At 73.3% G+C, this 21,369-nt stretch carries 16 protein-coding genes; 15 read left to right on the top strand and 1 reads right to left on the bottom strand.

Annotated elements, in window-relative coordinates:
- Window positions 1-200 precede the first annotated feature (200 nt).
- The 15 genes from KY5_RS11685 to KY5_RS11615 all read left to right on the top strand — a co-directional run bounded on the left by KY5_RS11685 (window position 201) and on the right by KY5_RS11615 (window position 20,469).
- Window positions 201-1,541 (top strand): macrolide family glycosyltransferase, encoded by a 1,341-nt coding sequence (locus KY5_RS11685; protein ID WP_098242180.1) that lies wholly within the window; start codon window positions 201-203, stop codon window positions 1,539-1,541.
- A complete protein-coding gene (locus KY5_RS11680; RefSeq protein WP_098242179.1) occupies window positions 1,538-2,845 on the top strand; it encodes a macrolide family glycosyltransferase in 1,308 nt (435 codons plus the stop codon). Before KY5_RS11685 ends, KY5_RS11680 begins: the two co-directional genes overlap by 4 nt.
- Window positions 2,842-4,110: a cytochrome P450 family protein gene (locus KY5_RS11675; protein ID WP_098242178.1), complete on the top strand. Its 1,269-nt coding sequence runs from the start codon at window positions 2,842-2,844 to the stop codon at window positions 4,108-4,110. Before KY5_RS11680 ends, KY5_RS11675 begins: the two co-directional genes overlap by 4 nt.
- Window positions 4,107-5,087 (top strand): ATP-binding cassette domain-containing protein, encoded by a 981-nt coding sequence (locus tag KY5_RS11670; RefSeq protein WP_098242177.1) that lies wholly within the window; start codon window positions 4,107-4,109, stop codon window positions 5,085-5,087. Before KY5_RS11675 ends, KY5_RS11670 begins: the two co-directional genes overlap by 4 nt.
- Window positions 5,084-5,974, top strand: a complete 891-nt coding sequence (locus tag KY5_RS11665) for an ABC transporter permease (protein ID WP_098242176.1) — start codon at window positions 5,084-5,086, stop codon at window positions 5,972-5,974. The genes KY5_RS11670 and KY5_RS11665 overlap by 4 nt, the downstream gene beginning before the upstream one ends.
- Before the next feature lie 12 nt (window positions 5,975-5,986).
- The gene (locus tag KY5_RS11660) at window positions 5,987-7,297 is read left to right on the top strand and encodes a macrolide family glycosyltransferase (RefSeq protein WP_098242175.1); all 1,311 of its coding nucleotides are present in this window, start codon (window positions 5,987-5,989) and stop codon (window positions 7,295-7,297) included.
- Complete coding sequence (locus KY5_RS11655; protein ID WP_098242174.1) at window positions 7,294-8,361, top strand: glucose-1-phosphate thymidylyltransferase; 1,068 nt, start codon at window positions 7,294-7,296, stop codon at window positions 8,359-8,361. The genes KY5_RS11660 and KY5_RS11655 overlap by 4 nt, the downstream gene beginning before the upstream one ends.
- Window positions 8,358-9,338, top strand: coding sequence for a dTDP-glucose 4,6-dehydratase (gene rfbB / locus KY5_RS11650; protein ID WP_098242173.1), 981 nt, complete (start codon window positions 8,358-8,360; stop codon window positions 9,336-9,338). Before KY5_RS11655 ends, rfbB begins: the two co-directional genes overlap by 4 nt.
- Window positions 9,335-10,648: a lipopolysaccharide biosynthesis protein RfbH gene (gene rfbH / locus KY5_RS11645; RefSeq protein WP_098242172.1), complete on the top strand. Its 1,314-nt coding sequence runs from the start codon at window positions 9,335-9,337 to the stop codon at window positions 10,646-10,648. Before rfbB ends, rfbH begins: the two co-directional genes overlap by 4 nt.
- A gap of 23 nt (window positions 10,649-10,671) precedes the next feature.
- Window positions 10,672-11,934, top strand: coding sequence for a nucleotide disphospho-sugar-binding domain-containing protein (locus KY5_RS11640; RefSeq protein ID WP_098242171.1), 1,263 nt, complete (start codon window positions 10,672-10,674; stop codon window positions 11,932-11,934).
- A 161-nt stretch (window positions 11,935-12,095) separates the two neighbouring features.
- The gene (locus KY5_RS11635; RefSeq protein ID WP_159072510.1) at window positions 12,096-13,997 is read left to right on the top strand and encodes a hypothetical protein; all 1,902 of its coding nucleotides are present in this window, start codon (window positions 12,096-12,098) and stop codon (window positions 13,995-13,997) included.
- Window positions 13,990-16,020 (top strand): TOMM precursor leader peptide-binding protein, encoded by a 2,031-nt coding sequence (locus KY5_RS11630; protein WP_098242169.1) that lies wholly within the window; start codon window positions 13,990-13,992, stop codon window positions 16,018-16,020. Before KY5_RS11635 ends, KY5_RS11630 begins: the two co-directional genes overlap by 8 nt.
- Window positions 16,021-16,031: 11 nt before the next feature.
- Window positions 16,032-17,597, top strand: a complete 1,566-nt coding sequence (locus KY5_RS11625) for a SagB family peptide dehydrogenase (protein WP_098242168.1) — start codon at window positions 16,032-16,034, stop codon at window positions 17,595-17,597.
- The gene (locus KY5_RS11620) at window positions 17,594-19,249 is read left to right on the top strand and encodes a SagB family peptide dehydrogenase (RefSeq protein ID WP_098242167.1); all 1,656 of its coding nucleotides are present in this window, start codon (window positions 17,594-17,596) and stop codon (window positions 19,247-19,249) included. The genes KY5_RS11625 and KY5_RS11620 overlap by 4 nt, the downstream gene beginning before the upstream one ends.
- The gene (locus tag KY5_RS11615) at window positions 19,249-20,469 is read left to right on the top strand and encodes an FAD-dependent oxidoreductase (RefSeq protein WP_234362691.1); all 1,221 of its coding nucleotides are present in this window, start codon (window positions 19,249-19,251) and stop codon (window positions 20,467-20,469) included. Before KY5_RS11620 ends, KY5_RS11615 begins: the two co-directional genes overlap by 1 nt.
- Window positions 20,470-20,489: 20 nt before the next feature.
- On the opposite strand, the gene KY5_RS11610 is transcribed toward KY5_RS11615, so the two are convergent.
- Window positions 20,490-21,053, bottom strand: coding sequence for a LuxR C-terminal-related transcriptional regulator (locus KY5_RS11610; protein ID WP_159072509.1), 564 nt, complete (start codon window positions 21,051-21,053; stop codon window positions 20,490-20,492).
- Between the last annotated feature and the right edge of the window lie 316 nt (window positions 21,054-21,369).

The following is a 21,369-nucleotide window of genomic DNA, read 5'->3' as shown; positions in this document are numbered from 1 at the left end:
CGTTCCTGTGGGAGTCGCGGCCGGATCTCCTACTCAGGTGGGAGGTGCGGATCTCAACCCCTGGGTGGGGCGCGGAACATGACGGGTACGAGGGCTCGAACCACCTACCAGTACGGATAATTCCTTTGCTACGGTGCGGTTCTGAATTCCCCGCAAGTGTGGGTGCGAGCACTGTCCGTCCGGAGATAGCAGGTGGAACGATGTCCCATATCGCCTTCTTCAACATTCCTGGGGCCGGTCATGTCAATCCGACCGTGGGAATCGTCGAGGAACTCGTGGCGCGAGGACACCGCGTCAGCTATGCCGTGACGGCACAACAGGGCGCCGAGGTCGCGAAGGCGGGCGCCACGCTCGTGCCGTACGAGACGACGATGAAGCGCTTCCGGGCCACCATGACCAAGCTGGAGGACAACGACCGCTTCACGACCGGCGACTTCGTCCAGGTGCTGCGCGGTCTGCTCCAGGAGACCGAGGCCCTGCATCCGGCCCTCGACCGCGCCTTCGCCGACGACCGGCCCGACCTCCTTGTCTACGACGGCCTGTCCGGCTGGACGGGGCGGCTGCTCGCGGAGAGCTGGGGCATTCCCTCGCTCCGCAGCATTCCGACGCTCGCGACGAACGAGCACTGGTCCCTGGCGAGCGACGGCGAGTACGCGTCGTTCGACGGCGAGCACGCCGGACTGAACGAGCTGTACCGCGACATCGGCGTGATGCTGGAGCGGCTCGGCGCGGGCCTCTCCACGCAGGAGTTCTTCGCGTCCAACGACCGTGGCCCTGCCGTGGTGTTCATACCCAAGGAGTTCCAGTACCGGGCCGAGACGTTCGCCGACGACTTCCACTTCGTGGGGCCCGGCTGGAACGAGCGGAAGCTCGACGGCGACTGGCGCCGCCGCGGTGACGGTGACGGCGAACGGCCCCTGGTCATGGTGTCGTTGGGCACGATCCACAACGACGACGTGGCGTTCTTCCAGGGCTGCGTGGACGCCTTCGCCGACGCGGAGTGGGACGTGGTGATGGCGGTGGGCGGCCAGGTGGACGTGGACCGTCTGGTGGGGGTGCCCGAGCACGTGGAGGTACGGCGGCACGTGCCGCTGCTGCGGGTGCTGCGCGAGGCGGATCTGTTCGTGACGCACGCGGGGATGGGGAGCGTGATGGAGGCGCTGTCGTTCGGTGTGCCGATGGTGACGGTGCCGCAGATGGCGGAGCAGCGGGCGAACGCGGACCGGGTGGTGGAGCTGGGCGCGGGCGTGCTGCTCCACCGCAACGACGTGTCGGCCGAGTCGCTGCGGCACGCGGCGGAGTCGGTGATGGGCGACCCGGGGTTCGCGGAGCGGGCCGGGGTGATGCGCGGGCACATCGAGCGGTCGGGCGGCGCGGCAGAGGCGGCCGACGTGATCGAGTCGCTGCTCGCAGCGGGGGCCGGGTCTGCGGGCGAGGCGGAAGCGGCCGCTTCCGGAACCGTGCAGGCCGGAGCCGAAGCTGGAGCCGAAGCCGCTTCCGCTTCCGCTTCCGAGACCGCGCAGGCCGGAGCCGGACGATGAGCGGCGAGGGGCGCGGCGCGCACATAGCCTTCTTCTCGCTGCCCGGCAGCGGGCACGTGAATCCCACCCTCGGCGTCGTCGAGGAACTGGTCGCACGCGGCCACCGCGTGAGCTTCGCCGTGACGGAGCGGTTCGCCGGGGCCGTCGAGGAGGCGGGCGCGCGGCTCGTCCCGTACGAGTCGACGATGGACGGGCTCCCCGCCAAGGACGACCCCGCCGACCGCGCGGAGCGCTTCGGCAGCGACGACCTGGTCAGGGTGTTGCACGACCTGCTGCGCGAAACCCTCGCCGTACTGGGCCCGTTGGACCGGTTCTGCGCCGAGGACCGCCCCGACCTGATCGTGTACGACGACCCGTCGGGCTGGGGCGCCAGGATCGTCGCCGCGCGCCGGGGCATCCCCGCCCTGCCGTACCGGACCACGTTCGCCGCGGGCGAGGAGTGGTCGCTGGCGGAGCACCACACGGACGTCGACGTGTCGGACCCCGAGATCGTGCGGATCTACCGGGGCATCGCCAAACTGCTCGCCCGCGTCGGCGTGCGGCTCCAGCCGCAGCAGCTGATGTCCGGCAGCGACAAGGGGCCCGCCCTGGTGTTCGTGCCCCGGGACTTCCAGTACCGGGCCGAGACCTTCGGTGACGACTTCCACTTCGTGGGCCCCTGCCTGGCCCGGCGCGCGTCCGAGGGCGGCTGGCATCGCGCGGGCCGACCGGATGCCCAACGCCCCCTCGTACTCGTCTCGTTGGGGACCATCCACAACGGGGACCTCTCCTTCTACCAGCGGTGCGTGGACGCCTTCGCCGACGCGGAGTGGGACGTGGTGATGGCGGTGGGCGATCAGGTGGACGTGGACCGTCTGGTGGGGGTGCCCGCGCACGTGGAGGTGCGGCGGCACGTGCCCCAGCTCCAAGTGCTGCGCGAGGCGGATCTGTTCGTGACGCACGCGGGGATGGGGAGCGTGATGGAGGCGCTGTCGTTCGGTGTGCCGATGGTGACGGTGCCGCAGATGGCGGAGCAGCGGGCGAACGCGGACCGGGTGGTGGAGCTGGGCGCGGGCGTGCTCCTTCACCGGAACGACGTGTCGGCCGCATCCCTGCGGGCCGCCGCGCGTTCGGTGCTGGACGACGCGGGGTTCGCGGAGCGCGCCGGGGCGCTGCGCGAGCGCGTCGAGCGGTCGGGCGGCGCGGGCGCGGCGGTCGACGTGATCGAGTCGCTGCTCGCCGCCGAGCCCGCCGGAGGTGCCGAGTCCGTCGGGGGTGCCGAGCCCGTGGGGGCTGCCGGGGCCGGGACCGGAGCCGGGCGATGACCGTTGCCGCCCCGATCGACCACCCCGCCTTCTTCGGCGACCAACACGGCTACTACGAGCGCGTACGCGAGGACGGCCCGGGCCCCCGCCTGGTCCGCAACCCGCACGGACTCGAATACTGGCTGGTCACCCGGCACGCCGATGCCAAGGCCGTGCTGCTCGACGCCCGGTTCTCCAAGGAGCCGAGGCGCGCGGCGCGCGCCCTGAGCGAGGCGGGGTACCCGGATCAGGGCCCCGGCAGCTTCTTCCTTCCCCTGGTCAACAGCGATCCGCCGGACCACACCCGGCTCCGCGCGCTCGTCTCCGGCGCGTTCACCCCGCGCCGCGTCGCCGAACTCGGGCCCCGCGTCGAGGAGATTACCCACCAGCTCCTCGACGAGATGGACCGACTCCACGTACCCGGCACGGAGTCCGCCCCCGTCGACCTCATGGCCGCCCTCGCCTTCCCCCTCCCCGTCCTCGTCATCAGCGAGCTCATCGGCGTGCCGCACCGCAGCAGGGCCGCCCTGATCGGCTGGGCCACGCGGATGCTCACCGTCTCGGGGGCGGCGGGCGGCGGTCCCGGCGAGCGGACCCGGCGGCTCGGCCTCTGGTTCGGCTCGCTGGTCGGCGCGCGGCGGCCCGGCGTGCGCGTGGAGCGGGCGCCCGAGGAGCAGCCCGATCTGCTGAGCGCGCTGATCGCGGCGCACCACCAGGAGGACCGGCTCTCCGACGAGGAACTCGTCAGCCTGCTCGTCCTGTTGCTGGTGGCCGGGCACGAGACGACCACCGGCATGCTCGGCAACGCGGTCGACGCGCTGCTGCGCCACCCCGACCAGCTCGCCGGGCTGCGGGCCGAGCCGGAGCTGCTGCCGGGCGCCGTCGAGGAACTCCTGCGCTACGAGACCTCGTTGGCGCGGACGACCCTGCGCGTGGCCCGCGAGGACGTCGAGGTGGCGGGCGCCGTCATCCCGGCCGGTGCCATCGTCAGCGTCTCGCTCGCCGCCGCCAACCGCGACCCGGACGTCTGCCCGGAGCCGGGGCGGCTCGACATCACCAGGGAGCGCGCGCCGCACCTGTCGTTCGGCCACGGCATCCACTTCTGCCTGGGCGCCCCGCTGGCCAGGCTCCAGGTGCGTACGGCGCTCGGCGCCCTGCTCACCCGCTATCCGGACCTCGCCCTCGCGGATCCCGGCCAGCCGCAGCACTGGCGGCCCGTCGGCGACATGCGCGGGCTGCTCACGCTGCCGGTGCGGCTCACCGAAGCCCCCGGAGCGGCGGCATGATCGACGTACACGACCTGCACAAGCGGTTCGGCGCGACGCCCGCCCTCGGCGGCGTCGACCTGAGCGTCGCGCCCGGCACCGTCTGCGGTCTGCTCGGCCCCAACGGCGTGGGCAAGACGACGCTGGTGCGCATCCTGGCCACCCTCGCGCGGCCCGACGCGGGCAGCGCGCGCGTCGCGGGGCACGACGTGGTCACCGAGGCCGCCGCCGTGCGCTGCCGCATCGGGCTCACCGGGCAGTACGCGTCGGTCGACGAACTCCTCAGCGGCCGCGACAACCTGGAGATGTTCGCCAGGATGTACCGGATGCGCGGCGCCGCCGTGCGCGGGCGCGCCACCGAACTCCTGGAACGCTTCGGGCTCGGCGACGCGGCCCTGCGCCCCGTGCGCACCTACTCGGGCGGCATGCGGCGCAGGCTCGACCTCGCCGTCAGCCTGATCGTGTCGCCCGCCGTGGTCTTCCTCGACGAGCCGACCACAGGACTCGACCCGGAAAGTCGTGGCGAACTCTGGGACAGCGTGCGGGAGTTGGTGCGCGGTGGCACCACCGTGCTGCTCACCACGCAGTACCTGGAGGAGGCCGACCACCTCGCCGACCGCATCGCCGTGCTCGCCAACCCCGAAGGGTCGGGCGGCCGCGTCATCGCCGAGGGTTCGCCCGACGAGCTGAAGGCGTCGCTCGGTACCGAGCACATCGACCTGACGGTCCGCGACGCGCGTCAACTCGATCTGGCCGCAGAGGTGTTGGAGCGCGCGGGTGGCGGGCGGCGGGCCGAGGTCAGGGCCGAACTCCGCAGGGTGACCGTCGCCGCGGGCACGGGCGAGGCCCACGGCACCGTCGTACTCGCCGCCGCCCTGCGGGAACTGGCCGCCACGGGCATCGAGGTCGAGGACCTCGCGCTGCGCCGCCCCACCCTCGACGAGGTCTTCCTCAGGCTCCTCGGCGACGCACGCCGCACCCAGGAGGCAGCACGGTGAACCCCACCGCCGTCGACACCCCGGCCACCGCAAGGCCGCGCCCCCCGCTCGCCGGGGTGCCCCTCGCCATCAGCCCCGACGAACCCTGGTACGTCCGGCTGCGCTGGTGCGCGGGCGATGCCGCGACCATCACCCGGCGCTATCTGATCCATCTGCGCAGCGCCCCCGAGCGCGCTCTCATGGCGCTGCTCCTGCCCCTCATCTTCACCGTGCTCTTCGTGTACGTGCTCGGCAGCAACATGCGCTCTCCCGATGGGAGTTCGTACGTCGACTTCCTGCTGCCCGGCATGCTCGCGCAGATGACCGTCTTCGGCGTGTCCGCGAGCGCGGGCGTCGTGGTCGAGGACAAGGAGAAGGGCGTCATCGACCGCTTCCACTCGCTGCCGATGAGCCGCGCGGGCGTGCCCGTCGGGCAGTCGCTCGCCGAGATCATCGGCGGCGCGATCAGCCTGCTCGTCATGGCGGGCTGCGGGCTCCTCGTCGGCTGGCGCCCGGGCGGCTCGGCGGCCGGGATCACCGGGGCCTTCCTGCTGCTCGTCCTCGCCCGCTACGCCTTCAGCTGGCTGGGCATCTGGCTGGGCCTCGTGGTGCGCTCGCGCGCGGTCACCGACCTCATCGGCATGCTGACGTTCCCGCTCACCATGGTCTCCAACATCTTCGTGCCCGCCGACGGGATGACGCCCGCGCTGCGCCTGGTCGCCGAGTGGAACCCGGTGAGCACGATCGTCTCCGCCACCAGGAGGCTCTTCGGCGACCCCATGGCCGTGCCGCCCGACGCCGCCTGGCCCAGCGCCCACCCCGTCGCCGCCGCGCTCGGCTGGTGCGCGGTCCTGCTCGCGGTCTTCGGGCCGCTCGCGGTGCGCGCCTTCCACACCCCGCGGTACTGAACGGAGCACGTCATGGCACACATCGGCTTCTTCAACATCCCCGGCTTCGGGCACGTCAACGTGACCCAGGGCCTGGTGGCCGAACTCGTCGCCCGAGGACACCGGGTGAGCTACGCGGTGCCCGCCGCGTACGGGGCGGAGATCGAGCGCGCGGGCGCCCGCCTGGTGCCGTACGACACCACGCTCACCGACCCCAGGGCCACGCTCGCCGCGACCGCGGACCCCGACCGGCTCACCACCGTCGACTACGTCCACAACCTGCGCGGGCTGACCCGCGAGACCCGCGCGATCGTGCCCCCGCTGCTCGACGCGTTCCGCGCCGACCCGCCGGAGCTGATGCTCTACGACGGGGTGCTCGGCTGGGCGGGACGCGTCGTCGCCGACGCGCTCGACGTGCCCGCGATCCGCTGCGTGCCGACGCTCGCCGTCAACGAGCACTGGTCGCTGGCCTCGGCGGGATACGCCTCGTTCGACCCCACCGACCCCGAACTCGCCGCCGTCTTCGGGGAGATGGGCGCGCTCTTCGCGGAGCTCGACGCGCTGGGCGCGGCCCGGGACTTCTTCGGAGCGGGCGCGGGCGGGAACGCGGACGAGGCCGGGCCGCGCACCCCCACCCTGGTGTTCCTGCCGCGCGCCCTCCAGCCCGCGGGAGACACCTTCGACGACAGTCACCACTTCGTCGGCCCCTGCGCCGCGCCCCGCACCCTCGACGGCGACTGGACACCGCCCGGCGACGGCCGCCCCGTCGTCCTCGTGTCGCTCGGCACCGTGCAGAGCGGAAGGCCCGGCTTCTTCCGCGCCTGCGTCGACGCCCTGCGCGACACCGACTGGCATGTGGTGATGGCCGTCGGCGCGCAGGACCCGGCCGGGCTCGGCCCGCTCCCGCCGCACATCGAGGCACACGCCCACCTGCCCCAGCAGGCGGTCCTGCGGCACGCCGACGCGTTCGTCACGCACGCGGGCATGGGCAGCGTCCTGGAGGCGCTGAGCAGTGCCGTCCCCATGGTCACCGTCCCGCAGATGGGGGAGCAGCGGGCCAACGCGGACCGCCTCGCCGCACTGGGCGTCGCGCTCCCGCTGCACCGCGACGCGCTCGACCCCGCCGCGCTCAGGGACGCCGTCGCCCGGCTGCTCGCCGACCCCACCGCGCGCGAGCGCGCCCGCGCCCTGCGCGAGCACATCCGCGCGGCGGGGGGCCCGGCGCGGGCCGCGGACCTCGTCGAGCGTCAACTGCCCCTCGTACAGGCCGTATCAGCCGTATCAGCCGTGTCGGCCCCATCCGCCGTGTCCGCGGCGACCGCCCGTACGGAAGGAGAGTCGTGAAAGCGCTCGTGCTGGCGGGAGGCGCGGGGACGCGGCTGCGGCCCATCACCCACACCTCCGCCAAACAACTGGTGCCCATCGCCAACAAGCCCGTGCTCCACTACGGCCTCGAAGCCATCGCGGACGCCGGGATCAAGGAGGTCGGCATCGTCGTCGGCGACACCGCCGCGGAGATCGAGCGGGCCGTCGGCGACGGCTCCGCCTTCGGCCTCGACGTGACCTACCTGCCGCAGGAGAGCCCGCTCGGCCTCGCGCACGCGGTGCTCATCGCCAGGGACTTCCTCGGTGACGACGACTTCCTCATGTACCTCGGGGACAACTTCATCCTCGGCGGCATCACCTCCCTCGTGGACGGCTTCCGCGCCGAGCGGCCCGACGCGCAGATCCTGCTGACCCGGGTGGCCGACCCCAGCGCGTACGGCGTCGTGACGCTCTCGGAGACGGGCCGGGTCACCGGCCTCGAGGAGAAGCCGGAGCGGCCCAAGAGCGATCTCGCCGTCGTCGGCGTCTACCTCTTCACGCCCCTCATCCACCGCGCCGTACGGGCCATCTCGCCCTCCGAGCGCGGCGAGCTGGAGATCACCGACGCCATCCAGTGGCTGATCGACGAGACCAGGGACGTCCGTCCCGCCATGATCAGCGGCTACTGGAAGGACACCGGCAGCGCCGCCGACATGCTGGAGGCCAACCGGCAGGTGCTCGAACAACTGGAGCCGTGCGTCGAGGGGCTGGTCAGCGCCGACAGCGAACTCATCGGCCGGGTACGGATCGGTCCCGGCGCCGAGGTGCGCGGCTCGCGCATCGTGGGACCCGCTCTGATCGGCGCGGGGACCTCCGTCGTCGACTCCTACGTGGGGCCCTCGACCTCCATCGCGGAGAACTGCCGCATCCAGGACAGCGAGATCGAGTTCTCCATCGTCCTGAACGACTCCTCGATCACCGGTGTGCGTCGCATCGACGCCTCGCTCATCGGCTGCCACGTCGAAGTGGCCCCCGCTCCACGCCGCCCCGCAGCCCACCGCTTCATGCTGGGTGATCACAGCAAGGTGCACATCACGTCATGACCGTTCGCTACCTCGTCACCGGCGCCGCCGGATTCATCGGCTCGCACTTCGTCCACGACCTGCTCGGCCCGGGATCGCCCGCCGACGCCCAGGTGACCGTCCTCGACGCGCTGACCTACGCGGGCGACCGGGCCCGCATCGCCGCGCTCGACGCCGACCCGCGGCTGCGGTTCGTGCACGGCGACATCACCGACGCCGCGCTCGTGGCCCGCCTGATCGGTCCCGGCACGGTGATCGTGAACTTCGCCGCGGAGACCCACGTCGACCGGTCGATCGCCGACTCCGGCGCGTTCGTCCGCAGCAACGTCCTGGGCACCCACACCCTCCTGGAGGCGGCGCGCGCCGCGGGGGCGGGCACCTTCCTGCACGTGTCCACCGACGAGGTGTACGGCTCGATCGACCAGGGCGCCTGGACCGAGCAGTCGCCGCCCGACCCGAACTCGCCGTACGCCGCGTCCAAGGCCGCCGCCGACCTGCTGGCCCTCTCTTACGCGCGCACCCACGGCCTCGACGTCCGCATCACCCGGTGCAGCAACAACTACGGCTCGCGCCAGCACCCCGAGAAGCTCATCCCGCACTTCGTGACGACGCTGCTCGACGGCGGGTCCGTGCCGCTGTACGGGGACGGCGAGAACGTCCGCGACTGGCTGCACGTCAGCGACCACTGCCGGGCGATCCGGCTCGTCATCGAGCGCGGCGCGCCCGGCGAGGTCTACAACGTCGGCGGCGGCACCCAGCTCACCAACCGCGCGCTCACCGGCATGCTCCTCGACGCGTGCGGCGCCGACTGGAGCGCGGTGCGCCGCGTCGAGGACCGCAAGGCCCACGACCGCCGCTACTGCGTCGACGACGGCAAGCTCCGCGGCCTCGGCTACCGCCCCCGCGTCCCCTTCGAGCGCGGCCTCGCCGAGACCATCGACTGGTACCGGGCCCGGCACCGGGCGGGCGACGTCCTCGACCCGGCGGGCGCACGATGAACGCGGAGCTCGCCAGACAGCGCGTCCTCGACGCCGTACGCGACTACCAGGAGGCCGTCGACGGCGCGGCGGAGCCCTTCGACGCGGGCGTCAGCGAGGTCTGGCCGTCCGGCGCGGTGCTCGACGCCGATGACCGCGCCGCCCTGGTCGAGGCCGCCCTCGACCTGCGGATCGCCGCGGGTCCCGCGTCGCGCCGCTTCGAGTCGCTGTTCGCGCGGAAGATGGAACGCCGCAAGGCCCACCTGACCAACTCGGGTTCCTCCGCCAACCTGCTGGCGGTGAGCGCGCTGACCTCGCCGCAGCTCGGCGAGCGGCGGCTTCGCCCCGGCGACGAGGTGATCACCGTCGCGGCCGGGTTCCCCACGACGGTCAACCCGATCCTCCAGAACGGCCTCGTGCCGGTCTTCGTCGATATCGAGCTCGGTACGTACAACACCACGGCCGACCGGGTCGCCCGTGCCATCGGACCGCGCACCCGCGCCGTCGTCATCGCCCACGCGCTCGGCAACCCCTTCGAGGCCGCGGAGATCGCCGACCTCGCCGACGCGCACGGACTCCACCTGGTGGAGGACAACTGCGACGCGGTCGGGGCCCGTTACGACGGGCGGCTCACCGGCACCTTCGGCGCGCTGTCCACCGTCAGCTTCTACCCGGCACACCACCTGGCGATGGGGGAGGGCGGCTGCGTCCTCACCTCGGACCTGGCGCTCGCCAGGATCGTGGAGTCACTGCGCGACTGGGGCAGGGACTGCTGGTGCGAGCCGGGCGAGAACGACCGCTGCCTGAAGCGGTTCGGCCAGCGGATGGGCACCCTGCCCCCGGGCTACGACCACAAGTACATCTTCTCCCACGTGGGCTACAACCTGAAGGCCACCGACCTCCAAGCAGCGCTCGGCCTGTCCCAACTCGCCAAGCTGGACGCCTTCGTGGCCGCCCGCAGACGCAACTGGACGCGGCTGCGGCAGAGCCTGGACGGGGCGCCGCACCTGATCCTGCCGCGCGCCACCGAGCGCGCCGAACCCAGCTGGTTCGGGTTCGCCGTCACCGTCGAGCCCGAAGCTCCCTTCACCGCACGGGAGTTGATCGCCCACCTGGAGAGCAGGGGAGTCGGCACCCGTCGGCTCTTCGCGGGCAACCTCACCCGGCACCCCGCCTACGCCGACACGCCGCACCGGATCTCCGGCGAGCTCACCAACAGCGACATCGTCACGTCCGGGACCTTCTGGGTCGGCGTCTACCCGGGCCTGAGCGACGAGATGCTCGACCACATCGCCTCCACCGTCAAGGAATTCCTCGCCGCCCGCGGCTGACCCGCCAGGAAGGGAGCGCCTCCATGCGTGTCCTGTTCGTCGTCTTCCCCGCCACCGCGCACACCTTCCCCGTCGTTCCGCTCGCCTGGGCGCTGCAGAACGCGGGCCACGAGGTGCGCGTCGCCACCCACCCCGACATGACGCGCCCCGTCACGGAGGCCGGACTCGCCGCGGTGCCGCTCGGCAGGGGCGACGAGCTCGACGAGATCATCGCGTACAGCCGCGACCCCGCCCTCCTCGACGGCCTCGCCGGTGACCTCGCCGCCGACCCGAAGGACTGCCCGGACTGGGGCGAGAAGTGGTTCAAGCTGACCCGGCTCTTCGCCCGGCTCCGCCCGCTCCTGGAAGACCTCGCGGGCACGACGGTGCGCTGGCGGCCCGACCTCGTCCTGTGGGACCCGTTCTGTCTGCCCGCCGCCATCGCGGCCCGGCTCAGCGGCGCCGCGCACGCCCGGCTCCTGTGGGGCCAGGACACCGTCGCCTGGCTCCGCGGTCGCTCGCTGCGCTACCGCACCGAGCAGAACGCCGACGCCGCCTGGCCCGAGCCCCTCGAAGAGGTCATGCAGCAGCTCCTGGAACCGTACGGCCTGCCGTACGAGGAGGAGCTGCTGCTCGGCCAGTGGACCATCGACCCGATGCCGCCGGGCCTTCGCCCCTCCGTCCCCGCCGACCTGCGCTACGAGAACATGCGCTGGATCCCGTACAGCGGCGGCGCGGTGGTGCCCGACTGGCTGCACGCACGCCCCTCGCGGCCGCGGGTCTGCCTGACGCTCGGGGTCGGCGGCCGGGGACGTCAGCTGTTCCGGGAGAGCGGCGTGCCGGTCGCCGACGTGCTCGCCGCCACCGAGGGCCTCGGCGTCGAACTGGTCGCCACGCTCACCCCCGACCAGACGGAGGGCGTGACGATCCCCGACCACGTACGGGTCGTCGACTACCTGCCGCTCAGCCAGCTCCTGCCGGACTGCGCGGCCGTCGTCCACCACGGCGGGGAGGGCACGTTCTCCGCCGCCGCCGCGCTCGGCGTGCCCCAGCTGATCGTGCCGATGCCGTACTGGGGCGAGCGCGCCGCCGCCCGCTACGCCACCGAGCGGTACGCCGGACTCACCCTGGAACCGGCCGGGTTCAGCCCGGACGCGCTGCGCGACGCGCTGGGCAGGCTCGTGTCCGAGCCCCTGTTCCACAACGGCGCGGCCGTGCTGCGCCAAGAGCTCGCGGCGCTGCCGGGACCCGCGGACCTCGTGCCCGTCCTGACCGAGCTGACCCGCAAGCACGCGCGGACCTCCTGACCCCCGCGGCCCCCGGAACGGAGAAAGGAACCCCCACCGGAGTGGGAGCCGGACCCGTGACTCCGTCCGGCGGGCGGACCCGAGAAAGCAGTCCAGGGACGGACGATCTCGACGGCGCCCGCTGGCACGATCACGATCACTGAGAAGAGGAGCGAGCCACCATGCACAGCGATGTCGCGGCCTTGTGCCCCCGGATGAGGGCCGGAGTGTTCTTCACCCCGACCCCCGAGGGCGACGGTGTCCTGCTGACCAACGGCAGCGACGTCGTCACCTTCCAGGGGGCCTCCACCTACACCTGGCTGGAGAAGCTCTCCCCGCATCTGAACGGCGGCCACAGCGTCGGCGACCTCACGTCGGGACTGCCGCCCGCCAAGCGCCAGATGGTGGAGCGGCTCGTCGGCGCGCTGCACGAGGCGGGCCTCGTCCGCGACGTGGCAGCGGACGAGCCGCACACGCTCTCCGAGGAGGTCGCCTCGGCGTACGCCTCGCAGATCGCGTTCGTCGAGGCGTTTTGCACCTCACCCGCCCGCCGCTTCCAGCGCTACCGCGAGAGCGCGCTCTGCGTGGTCGGCGCGGGGGCCGTGTTCACCGCGCTCGTCGAGGCGGTCCTGCTCTCGGGCGCGGCCCGGGTGACGGCGCGGCCCGTGACGGACGATCCCGGGGACCGCGCCAGGCTCGACGCGCTCGCCGCGTCGGCGGGGGACCACGACCCGGGGCAGCGCCTCACGATCGAGCCGCTCGACGGCGCGGACCTCACCGTGGTGGCCCGCGACGCCGATGTCCTGCTCGTCGCGACGGACTCCGCGCGACCGGCCCTCTTCGCCGCCCTCGACGAGGCGTGCGGGGCCGCGGGGACGATGTCGATCACGGCCACGGTCGTGGGCGACGACGCGTGGATAGGGCCGGTGTGCGCGCCGGAGCGGGCGGCGGGAGCGGCGCGCTGGCCGAGCCTGTGGCGGCGGATCGGCGAGGACGGCTCCACGGGCCGCTTCCTGACGGGGCCCGTGCCCGGCATCATCGCCAACCACCTGGCCTTCCGCGCCTTCGAGTACGTGACAGGGGTCGCCGACGACGCGGAGGACACCGCGGCCCCCGCCCGGGTCGTTCACCTCGACCTGGAGACTCTCCAGACGGTCACGCACGCCCTGTCCCCGCACCCTGCCGACTCGCCGTCGGAACGCCTGTCAACTCACGCCGATGGCAAGGCGGTTGACCCCGCCGAGCTCGCGGAGCGGGTCGCCGCCGTCACCGACGCCCGGCTCGGCGTGCTCGCGCCGGTGACCGAGGAGCACCTCGACCAGTTCCCGCTGCGCGTCGTACGGCTCGCCGTCGACGACCCCGGACGTCCGGGCGAGCGCTTCGACGTCTGGGGCGCGGGCACGGACTTCGACGCGGCCAGGGACGCCGCCCTGCGGCACGGCCTCGCGGCGTACGCGGCGCGGGTCGCGGCGCCCGGGCCCGCGCGCGGCATCGCCCTCGCCGACGGAGGGGAACGACAGGTGCCGGTCCGGGCCGATTCGGCGTCCACCGGCGTCGCGGCCGGGGTCACCTGGGCCGACGCCGTGGAGCAGGGCCTGCTCGACCACGTCCTGAGCGGCCTCCCGTCCGGCGCGGTGCCGGAGTCGGCGCACGCGCTGGACCTCGCCGATCTTCCACTCACCGACACCGCACGGCGCTTCCACGGTCTGCTCGCCGCGATCGGCGGCGAACTGCGCGCGTACGCGGTGGACGCGCCGGACGGCGCGTTCGTCCGCACGGTCGCCCTGGACGGCGAACTCGTCGCGCACGGCGCCGGGTTCACCGCGGACGAGGCGATCGAGTCGGCGCTGGGGCATCTCCTCCTGAGCCACCAGGCGGCCGCGGCGGACCAGCCCCAGTACGCCCCGTCGTCCGCGGTGCGCCTGCGGACCGGTGCCCGCGAACCGGGCGAAGGGCGCTACGGCCCCCTGGTCGAAGCCCTGCGCGCGCGGGGCAAGGAGCCGGTCGCGGTCCCGCTGGACGGCGACGCCGCCGTCACCGGCGTACTCCCGCACCTGCTCAAGGTGGTGCTGCTCGATGGCTGAGCGCACCCCGCCCCGCCCCATGGTCGCCCTGGTCGGCGACGGGGGTCTCCTGGACGAGGCGGTCGCCGCCGTCGCCGCCCGCGCCTTCGACGTCGTACGCCCGGACGGCGCCCTCGCCGCTCCGGACGGCACCGCCCCGGCCCTGGCCGGCTGTGCCGCGGTCCTCGTTGTCGGCGACGCCCCCCGCGCCGAACTCCTCGCGCGGGTGCGCGAGGCGGCCGGGCTCGCCGGGATTCCCTGGCTGCCCGTGACCACGGCCGCGGACGCCGTGCACGTCGGGCCGCTCGCCGGGACGCCCGACGGCGGCTGCCCGGAGTGCGCCGACTGGCGGCGCAGGCTCGCGCGCGACAAGGCGCGGGAGTACGAGGCGCTGCGCGAGCGGCACGGCGCCGCGCTGACCGAGCGGCCGTCGGCGCTGCGCACCAGGGCCGCCGCCGCCGTGGCCGCCGAGCTCGCCGTCGACCTGCTGGCCAAGGCCCTCGCGGGTGAACAAGCGTGTGCGGAGCGGGAGTTCGCAGGGCGCAGGCCGGGCGACCGGTTCCTGAGCGTGGACCTCGCGTCCCTCGCGGTCGGCTCGCACCGGTACCTCCCCTACGCGCCGTGCGAGGTGTGCGGCGGTCTGCCGCAGGACGCCCCCGACGACGCCGTGATCGAGCCCGCCGAGCGCCCCAAGCGGGCCCCCGACGTGTTCCGCACGCAGGACGTCATCGCCCGCGCGGACGAGCTGTACGACCTGTACGTGGACGGCGCTGCGGGTGTCGTGCCGTCCGTCGACGACGAGCGTTCGGGGCCGCTGCCGCGCGCCGTCGCACCCCTGAGCTCGCTGCGCGGCAACAGCTCCCAGCACGGCTGGGGCCGCACCCTCGACTACCGGTCGTCGCGGATCACCGCCGTCCTGGAGGCACTTGAGCGCTTCGGCGGCGAGCAGCCGCGCGGCAGGCGCACCGCCGTCACCGCGAGCCGTCGCGAACTGGGCGAACAGGCCGTCGACCCGCGCGAGTTCGGGCTCTATCCGGACGAGCGCCACGACCTGCCCGGCTTCCCCTACGTGCGCTACGACGACGACCTGGTGATGCCCTGGGTCTGGGGGTACTCCTTCGGTCGCGGTGCGCCGGTCCTGGTGCCCGAGCGGTACGCGTACTACGCGGCGCACAGCCACGAGGAGCCGCGCTTCGTCTACGAGATATCCAACGGCTGCGCACTCGGCGGCTGTCTGGAGGAGGCGATCCTGTGCGGCCTCCTCGAAGTCGCCGAGCGGGACGCCTTCTTGATGACCTGGTACGGCCGCATGCCCATTCCCCGCGTCGACCCGGGCTCGGCGCGCGACCGCCGCATCCCGATGCTCATCGAGCACCTGCGCCAGCGGACCGGATACGAGATCCAGCTCTACTCCGCCACCCTGGAACAGGGCGTGCCCTGCTTCTGGGCGGTCGGTCTCGACGCCCTCGACGATCCGGGCAGGCCGAAGGCGCTGTGCGCCGGAGGCTCCGGGCTCACCGCCGAGAAGGCCGTCGTCAACGTCCTGCACGAGATGGCGCACCTCCTGGAGCACGCCAAGATCTACGACGCCGACGAGCGCGAGCGCGCGGCCGCCATGGTGCGCGATCCCTCACTGGTCAAGATCATGGGCGACCACTCGGTGCTCTACAGCCACGAGGACGCCTTCGACCGCTTCGACTTCCTGCTCTCGCCGCGCCCCGCCCGGCCGTTCAGCGACTTCGATGCGGCGTGGAAGTGGCCGGAGCACACGGACCTGCGCGACGACCTGGGCGAGATGGTCCGCCGCTACGCGGACCACGGCATGGACGTCATCGTCGTCGACCAGACCACCCCCGAGCACCGGGCGGGCGGCTTCGCCTGCGTCAAGGTGATGGTGCCCGGCACCCTGCCGATGACCTTCGGACACCGCAACCGGCGGGTGGACGGCCTGCCGAGGCTCCTGAACACGCCGTACGAACTGGGGTACACCGAGCGCCCGTTGACCCCCGCCGACATCAACCCGCACCCGCACCCGTTCCCGTGAGGAGTCCCGCGATGACCCTCACGAAGGACGGGGGGACGACGCCCGGCGAGCGCTTCTGGCGGCGTTCGCTGTACGACTACGCCGCCATGACCGCCGAGGCGCCGGGCGGCAGGGAGGGCGGCCCCGCGGAGCCGGAGCGGTTCCGGCGGTTCGGGGAGCTGCCGCGCTTCCCGCTGCCCGCGCCGCCGTCCGCGCTGGCGCCCGGGGGACAGGTGCCGAGCGCGGACTTCCACTCGGCGCTGCTCCACTACACCAACGGTGTCCTGCGCACCGAGTTCGGCCCGACCGCCCGCTGGCCCTACCACCGGGCCACCCCGTCGGCCCGCTGCTTCGCGCCCGTCGACACCTATCTGTGGACGCCCGGGCACGACGGGCTGCCCGCGGGCCTGTACGCCCACGACGCGGCCCACCACGCCCTGGTCCAGCTCAGGACCGGCGACTTCGAGGACGTGCTCGGCAGGGCGCTCGGGGCGCACATCGACGGCGCGGTCGGCATGCTGCTGCTCTCCACGGTGTTCTGGCGGACCGCCTTCCGCTACGGCAGTTACGCGTACCGCCTCTGCGCGCAGGAGACCGGCCTGGTCGCCGGGAACGCGCTGCTCGTCGCGGACGCGCTGGGCGTGGCGGGGCAGGTGCACCACCAGTTCGTCGACGGTGCCGTCGAGCGGCTGCTCGGCGTGCGCCCGCCGCGGGAGAGCGTGGCGCTCGCCCTGCCCCTGTACGCGCGGGGCGGCTCCTCGCGCCGCAGGTCCGCGCCGGTCGCCGAGGCGGAGCTGGTGACGGTCGAGCCCGTCGAGCTCCCTGTGTCGTCGCCGCCGGGGAACGGCCTCGAAATCTGCCCGGAACTCGTCGAGTTGGACCGCTCGGCACGGCTGACCGACACGGCGTCGTTCGGCTCGCTGCCCGCCGATCCGGCCGTTGGGGAGGGCGCGCACGCGGCGTCGTCGCGCGCACCGCTGCCCGACCTCGCCGCGACCCTGCGCGGCCGTACGTCCGGGAGCCCCGTGTTCCGCGCGGCGGGGCCGCCGGTCCCGGCGGGGGCGGTGCGCAGGGTCACGGACCGCCTGCCGTACGCGTACGCGTCGGACGCGCGGCCGCACGGCACGCCGTCCCCCGTCAGGGCCCACCTGTGGACGAACCGCGTCGACGGCATGCGGGCCGGTCTCCACGAGCTGACGCCGGACGGGCCCGTGCACCAGGGGGAGCTGCCGCCGGACCGGCTCGGGGTGGCCGCGCCCAACATCGACTACCGGTCCGTGCACGCGGTGTTCTTCCTCTCAGGCCCGCGCGAGGCCGCCCAACTTGCCTTCGGGGACCGGGGGTTCAGGATCCTGCACCACGAGGCGGGCGTGCTGGCTCAGCGCGTGTGCGTGCTGAGCGCGGCCGAAGGGCTCGCCGCGCGCATCCACAACGGGTACGACGCGGCCGTCCTGTCCCGCGCCCTGTCCCTGCCCGAGGGGCACGAGCCGCTGTTCCAGATAGCGCTCGGCACGCCCGGACCCGACGAACGCTGCCTGCTGCCCGTCCCCGGCCAGACCCCTGTGGGAAGCCCGCGCCCGGAAGGGGCCCACCAGTGACCGCACCCGCCACGACCGAGCAGACCCTCGGCGCCGCCGCCCTCCGCTTCCTCGGCACCGGACACTTGCCGCCGGACGCGCTGCCCACCGCCGACACGGGCCTCATGCCACCGCTCTACAAGAGCTACCCGGACGCCCCGCGCCATCCGCTGACCTCACCCGGCGAGGCGCCGGGAGCCACCCCGGGGGAGCGGCTCTCCTGGCTGCTGCGGCAGACGGGCGGGCTCACCCGGATGCGGTGGATGAGCGGCATCATGCCGACCGGCCTCGCCACCACGTCGACGGAAGCGGCACGCGAACGGCGGGTGATCCTCGCGCCGGGACGCCCCGGCGCGGCCTCCGGATCCCGCTATCCCGTCGAGGTGTACGTCGCCCACTGCGACGTGGACGGCACGACTGCCGGGCTCTCCCACTACGACCCCGCGCACCACGCGCTGGAGCGGCTCAGGAGCGGCGAGGGGCGGGACCTGCTGCTCACGCATCTCGCCGAACCGCCTTCCCTGCGCCCGGAGTTCGTTCTCCTGCTGAGCAGCGTCCTATGGCGGAACTCCGCGAAGTACGGCTCGTTCGGCTACCGCCTCCAGAGCCTGGACTGTGGCGTCGCGGTGGCGCAGGTGGTGGCCGCCGCCGAGAGCGCCGGGCTTTCGGCCGAGGTCCATCTGCGTTTTCACGACCGGGAGTTGGACCGGCACGTGGGTCTTGACCCGCTGGCGGAGAGCGTGTTCGCGGTGGTGACGGTGCGCGGTTCCGGGGGCGGCGCGGAGCCGGTGACGTCGTCGGCGTCGTCCGTGCCCTCCGCGTCGTCGGCGTCGTGGTGGCGGAGCGACGTCCCGGCCGAGCGCCCGGCACCCCGGCCGCTGACCGGCACCCCCGCCGTCGCGGAAGCGGCCGCGCTGCACGAGGCCATCCTCGACGGATCTCCGGGCGGTACCGGGGGTGAGGGGATCGCGGGTTCCGAGACTCCCGATCCCGCGACCCCCTCACCTCCCGCGACCTCAGGCCCCACCATCCCCTTGCCTCCCGTACACCCCGCCCCCGCACGCGGATTCACCCGGCGTCGTACCGTCTACGGCTACCGCCCCGCCCCGGTGCCGCCCGAGGTCCTCGCCTCCCTGTACGCCACCGCCACCGCGCCCGTCCGCTCCGACCTGCCGTCCATGCCGGACGGCGACGGGGAGCCCGTCAGGATCGGCGGGGTCATCCGTGGCGTGCCTGGGGTGGCCACGGGGGCGTATCTCTACGACCGCGCGTCGCACGCGCTGAGGCCCACCCGTGGGGCCGACGCCGCGCGGGCCGTGTTGCACGCGGCCAAGAGCCCGATGCTGGCCGACGAGTGCCGTACCGCGACCGCGACCCTGGTGGTCTGCGGGGATCCGCGCGGCGGGGTCGTCGCGTACGGCGACCGGTGGTACCGCATGCTCAACATCGCCGCGGGCACCGCCGCGCAGCGCGTCGCTCTCGCCGCGGCCGCCGCGGGGCTCGACAGCCACGTGCACTGTGACTTCGACCTGACGGGCATCGCGGACGCGCTCGGCCTGCCCGCGCCGCTGACGCCGCTCGTCCTGGTGACGGTGGGGCGCGCGGCCCCCGACAGGACCGATCCGCAGCTGCCCCTGCGGGGCACGATCACGAGTGAGAGGGACAGCGCCTGATGGAGTCCATGGAGTCCTACGACGTGGTGGTCGTGGGGGCGCGGAGCGCGGGTGCCGCGACCGCGATGCTGCTCGCCAGGGCGGGGCACCGCGTGCTGCTCCTCGACCGCGCCAGGTTCCCCAGCGACACGCTCTCGACCCAGCACGTCCACCGTCCCGGCCTGCGCCTGCTCGACCGGTGGGGTCTGCTGGGCCCGTTGCGGGAGGGGGGCTGCCCGCCGGTCCGCCACATCTCGTACGCCCTCGAGGGCGAGCTCATGCTCGAAGGCCCCGTCCCGGTGGAGGAGGGCATCGACGCCGTGTACGCGCCGCGCCGCTACGTCCTGGACGGCCTGGTCGCCGACGCGGCGGTCGCCTCGGGCGCGGAGTTCAGGGACGGCTGCACGGTCACCGGGGTGCTGACCGGCGACGACGGGCGCGTCACCGGGGTCACCTGCCGCACGGACGGCGGCGCGACCCAGGAGATCGGGGCCCGCCTGGTGGTCGGGGCGGACGGCATGCGCTCCACGGTGGCCCGTCTCGTGGGGGCCCGGACGGAGCGCGAGGACGCCCCGATGACGTGTGTGTACTACGGGTACTGGGCGGGGCTGCCCGCGCAGTTCGAGGTCCACGAGCGCACGGGCAGGCTGATCGGCGTGGTGCCGACGCACGACGAACTCACCCTGGTCGCCGCCTACTTCCCGCAGGCGGAGTTCCCCGACGTCCGCAGGGATCCCAACCTCGCGTACGCGGAGGCCCTGCGCAGCACGGCACCGGACCTGGCCGAACGGGCCGCCGGCGCGCACCGCGTGGAGCGGCTGCGCGGCACCGGCAGCCAGTTCAACTTCTTCCGGCAGGCCACGGGACCCGGCTGGGTGCTCGTGGGCGACGCGGGCTGTCACAAGGACTCGATCACCGGTACCGGTATCAGCGACGCCTTCGAGCAGGCGGCGGCGCTCGCCGACGCGGTGGCCGAGGGGCGGGGCGAGGAGTCCGGCAAGGGGCCGGGGGAGTGCTTCGCCGACGCGGCGGCACTGGACGCGGCGCTGCACGGCTTCGCGGCGGCCCGCGACCGGTTGATGGAGCCCCGCTACCAGATGGCTCTGGACAGTGCGGGGCTCCAGGTGACCGACGAGAGAAGGGGATTCCTGCGGTGGATCGCGAGCGACCCGGGTTCCACGCGCGCGTTCCTGTCGGTGGCGGTGAGCCACGTCGACGCGGCCCAGTTCTCCCCCGCGTGAACCCGGCAGGAGCAGGCGGGTCAGGCCGCGGGGCAGGCCCGGACGAGCCCCGTCTCGTAGGCGAGGATGACGGCCTGGGCACGGTCGCGCAGGCCGAGTTTCTGGCACAGGTGGTAGAGGTGCGACTTGACGGTCGCTTCGCTGAGGGTCAGCTTCTGGGCGATCTCGCAGTTGGAGTGCCCGTTGGCCACCAGGGACAGCACGTCGCGCTCGCGGTGGGTGAGCCTGGACAGATGGGACCCCGGCACCACCGTGACGCCGGGCGACCGGCTGACCAGACGGTTGATGAGGCCCACGGCCGTCGGCGACTTGAGGAGCATGGCGCCCGCGGCGATCTCGCGGATGGCGGCGGCGAGCGTATAGGGGTCACCGTTCACCGGAAGCACCCCGCGCACACCACCTCTGAGCGCCGAGAGAAGTTCGTCGTGCTCCAGCGAATCGCAGAGCATCAGGACGCCGGCGCCGGAGGACGCCAACTCCGGGCAGGAGCGGAGTGCTTCGGCCACCGCGATGCCGTCCATAACGAGTGGATCATGGCTGACCACCACCACGTCGGGCTGTTCCGCCCGGAGGGTCTGTGCCACGTCCGCCGCGTCCCAGACCTCCGCGACCACGGAGATGTCGGGCTCTCGCGCAAGGACTCCGATGAGTCCGGCCCGCGCTAGATGGCGCGAGTCGCAAACGGCAATCCGGATACAATTAACAGGAGCTATTTGACGCATAGGCTGTCCCCCGCCTGATTGTTCACAGCTTTCTGGCCGCGCTATTACCCAGTATTCACCGCCGCTGAACGGCGGATGAAATTGAGGTCTCCGTGGGTGTGGACCCGTCCGAACGCGTCCGAACTCGCGTTGACTGGTCTGGACCACGAGAGTGATCAGTACAGTACTCGACTGACCG

Source organism: Streptomyces formicae (genome assembly GCF_002556545.1).
Lineage (GTDB): Bacteria > Actinomycetota > Actinomycetes > Streptomycetales > Streptomycetaceae > Streptomyces > Streptomyces formicae_A.
The sequence above is the reverse complement of the archived record's forward strand: the minus strand, read 5'-3'. Positions and strand labels throughout refer to the sequence as shown.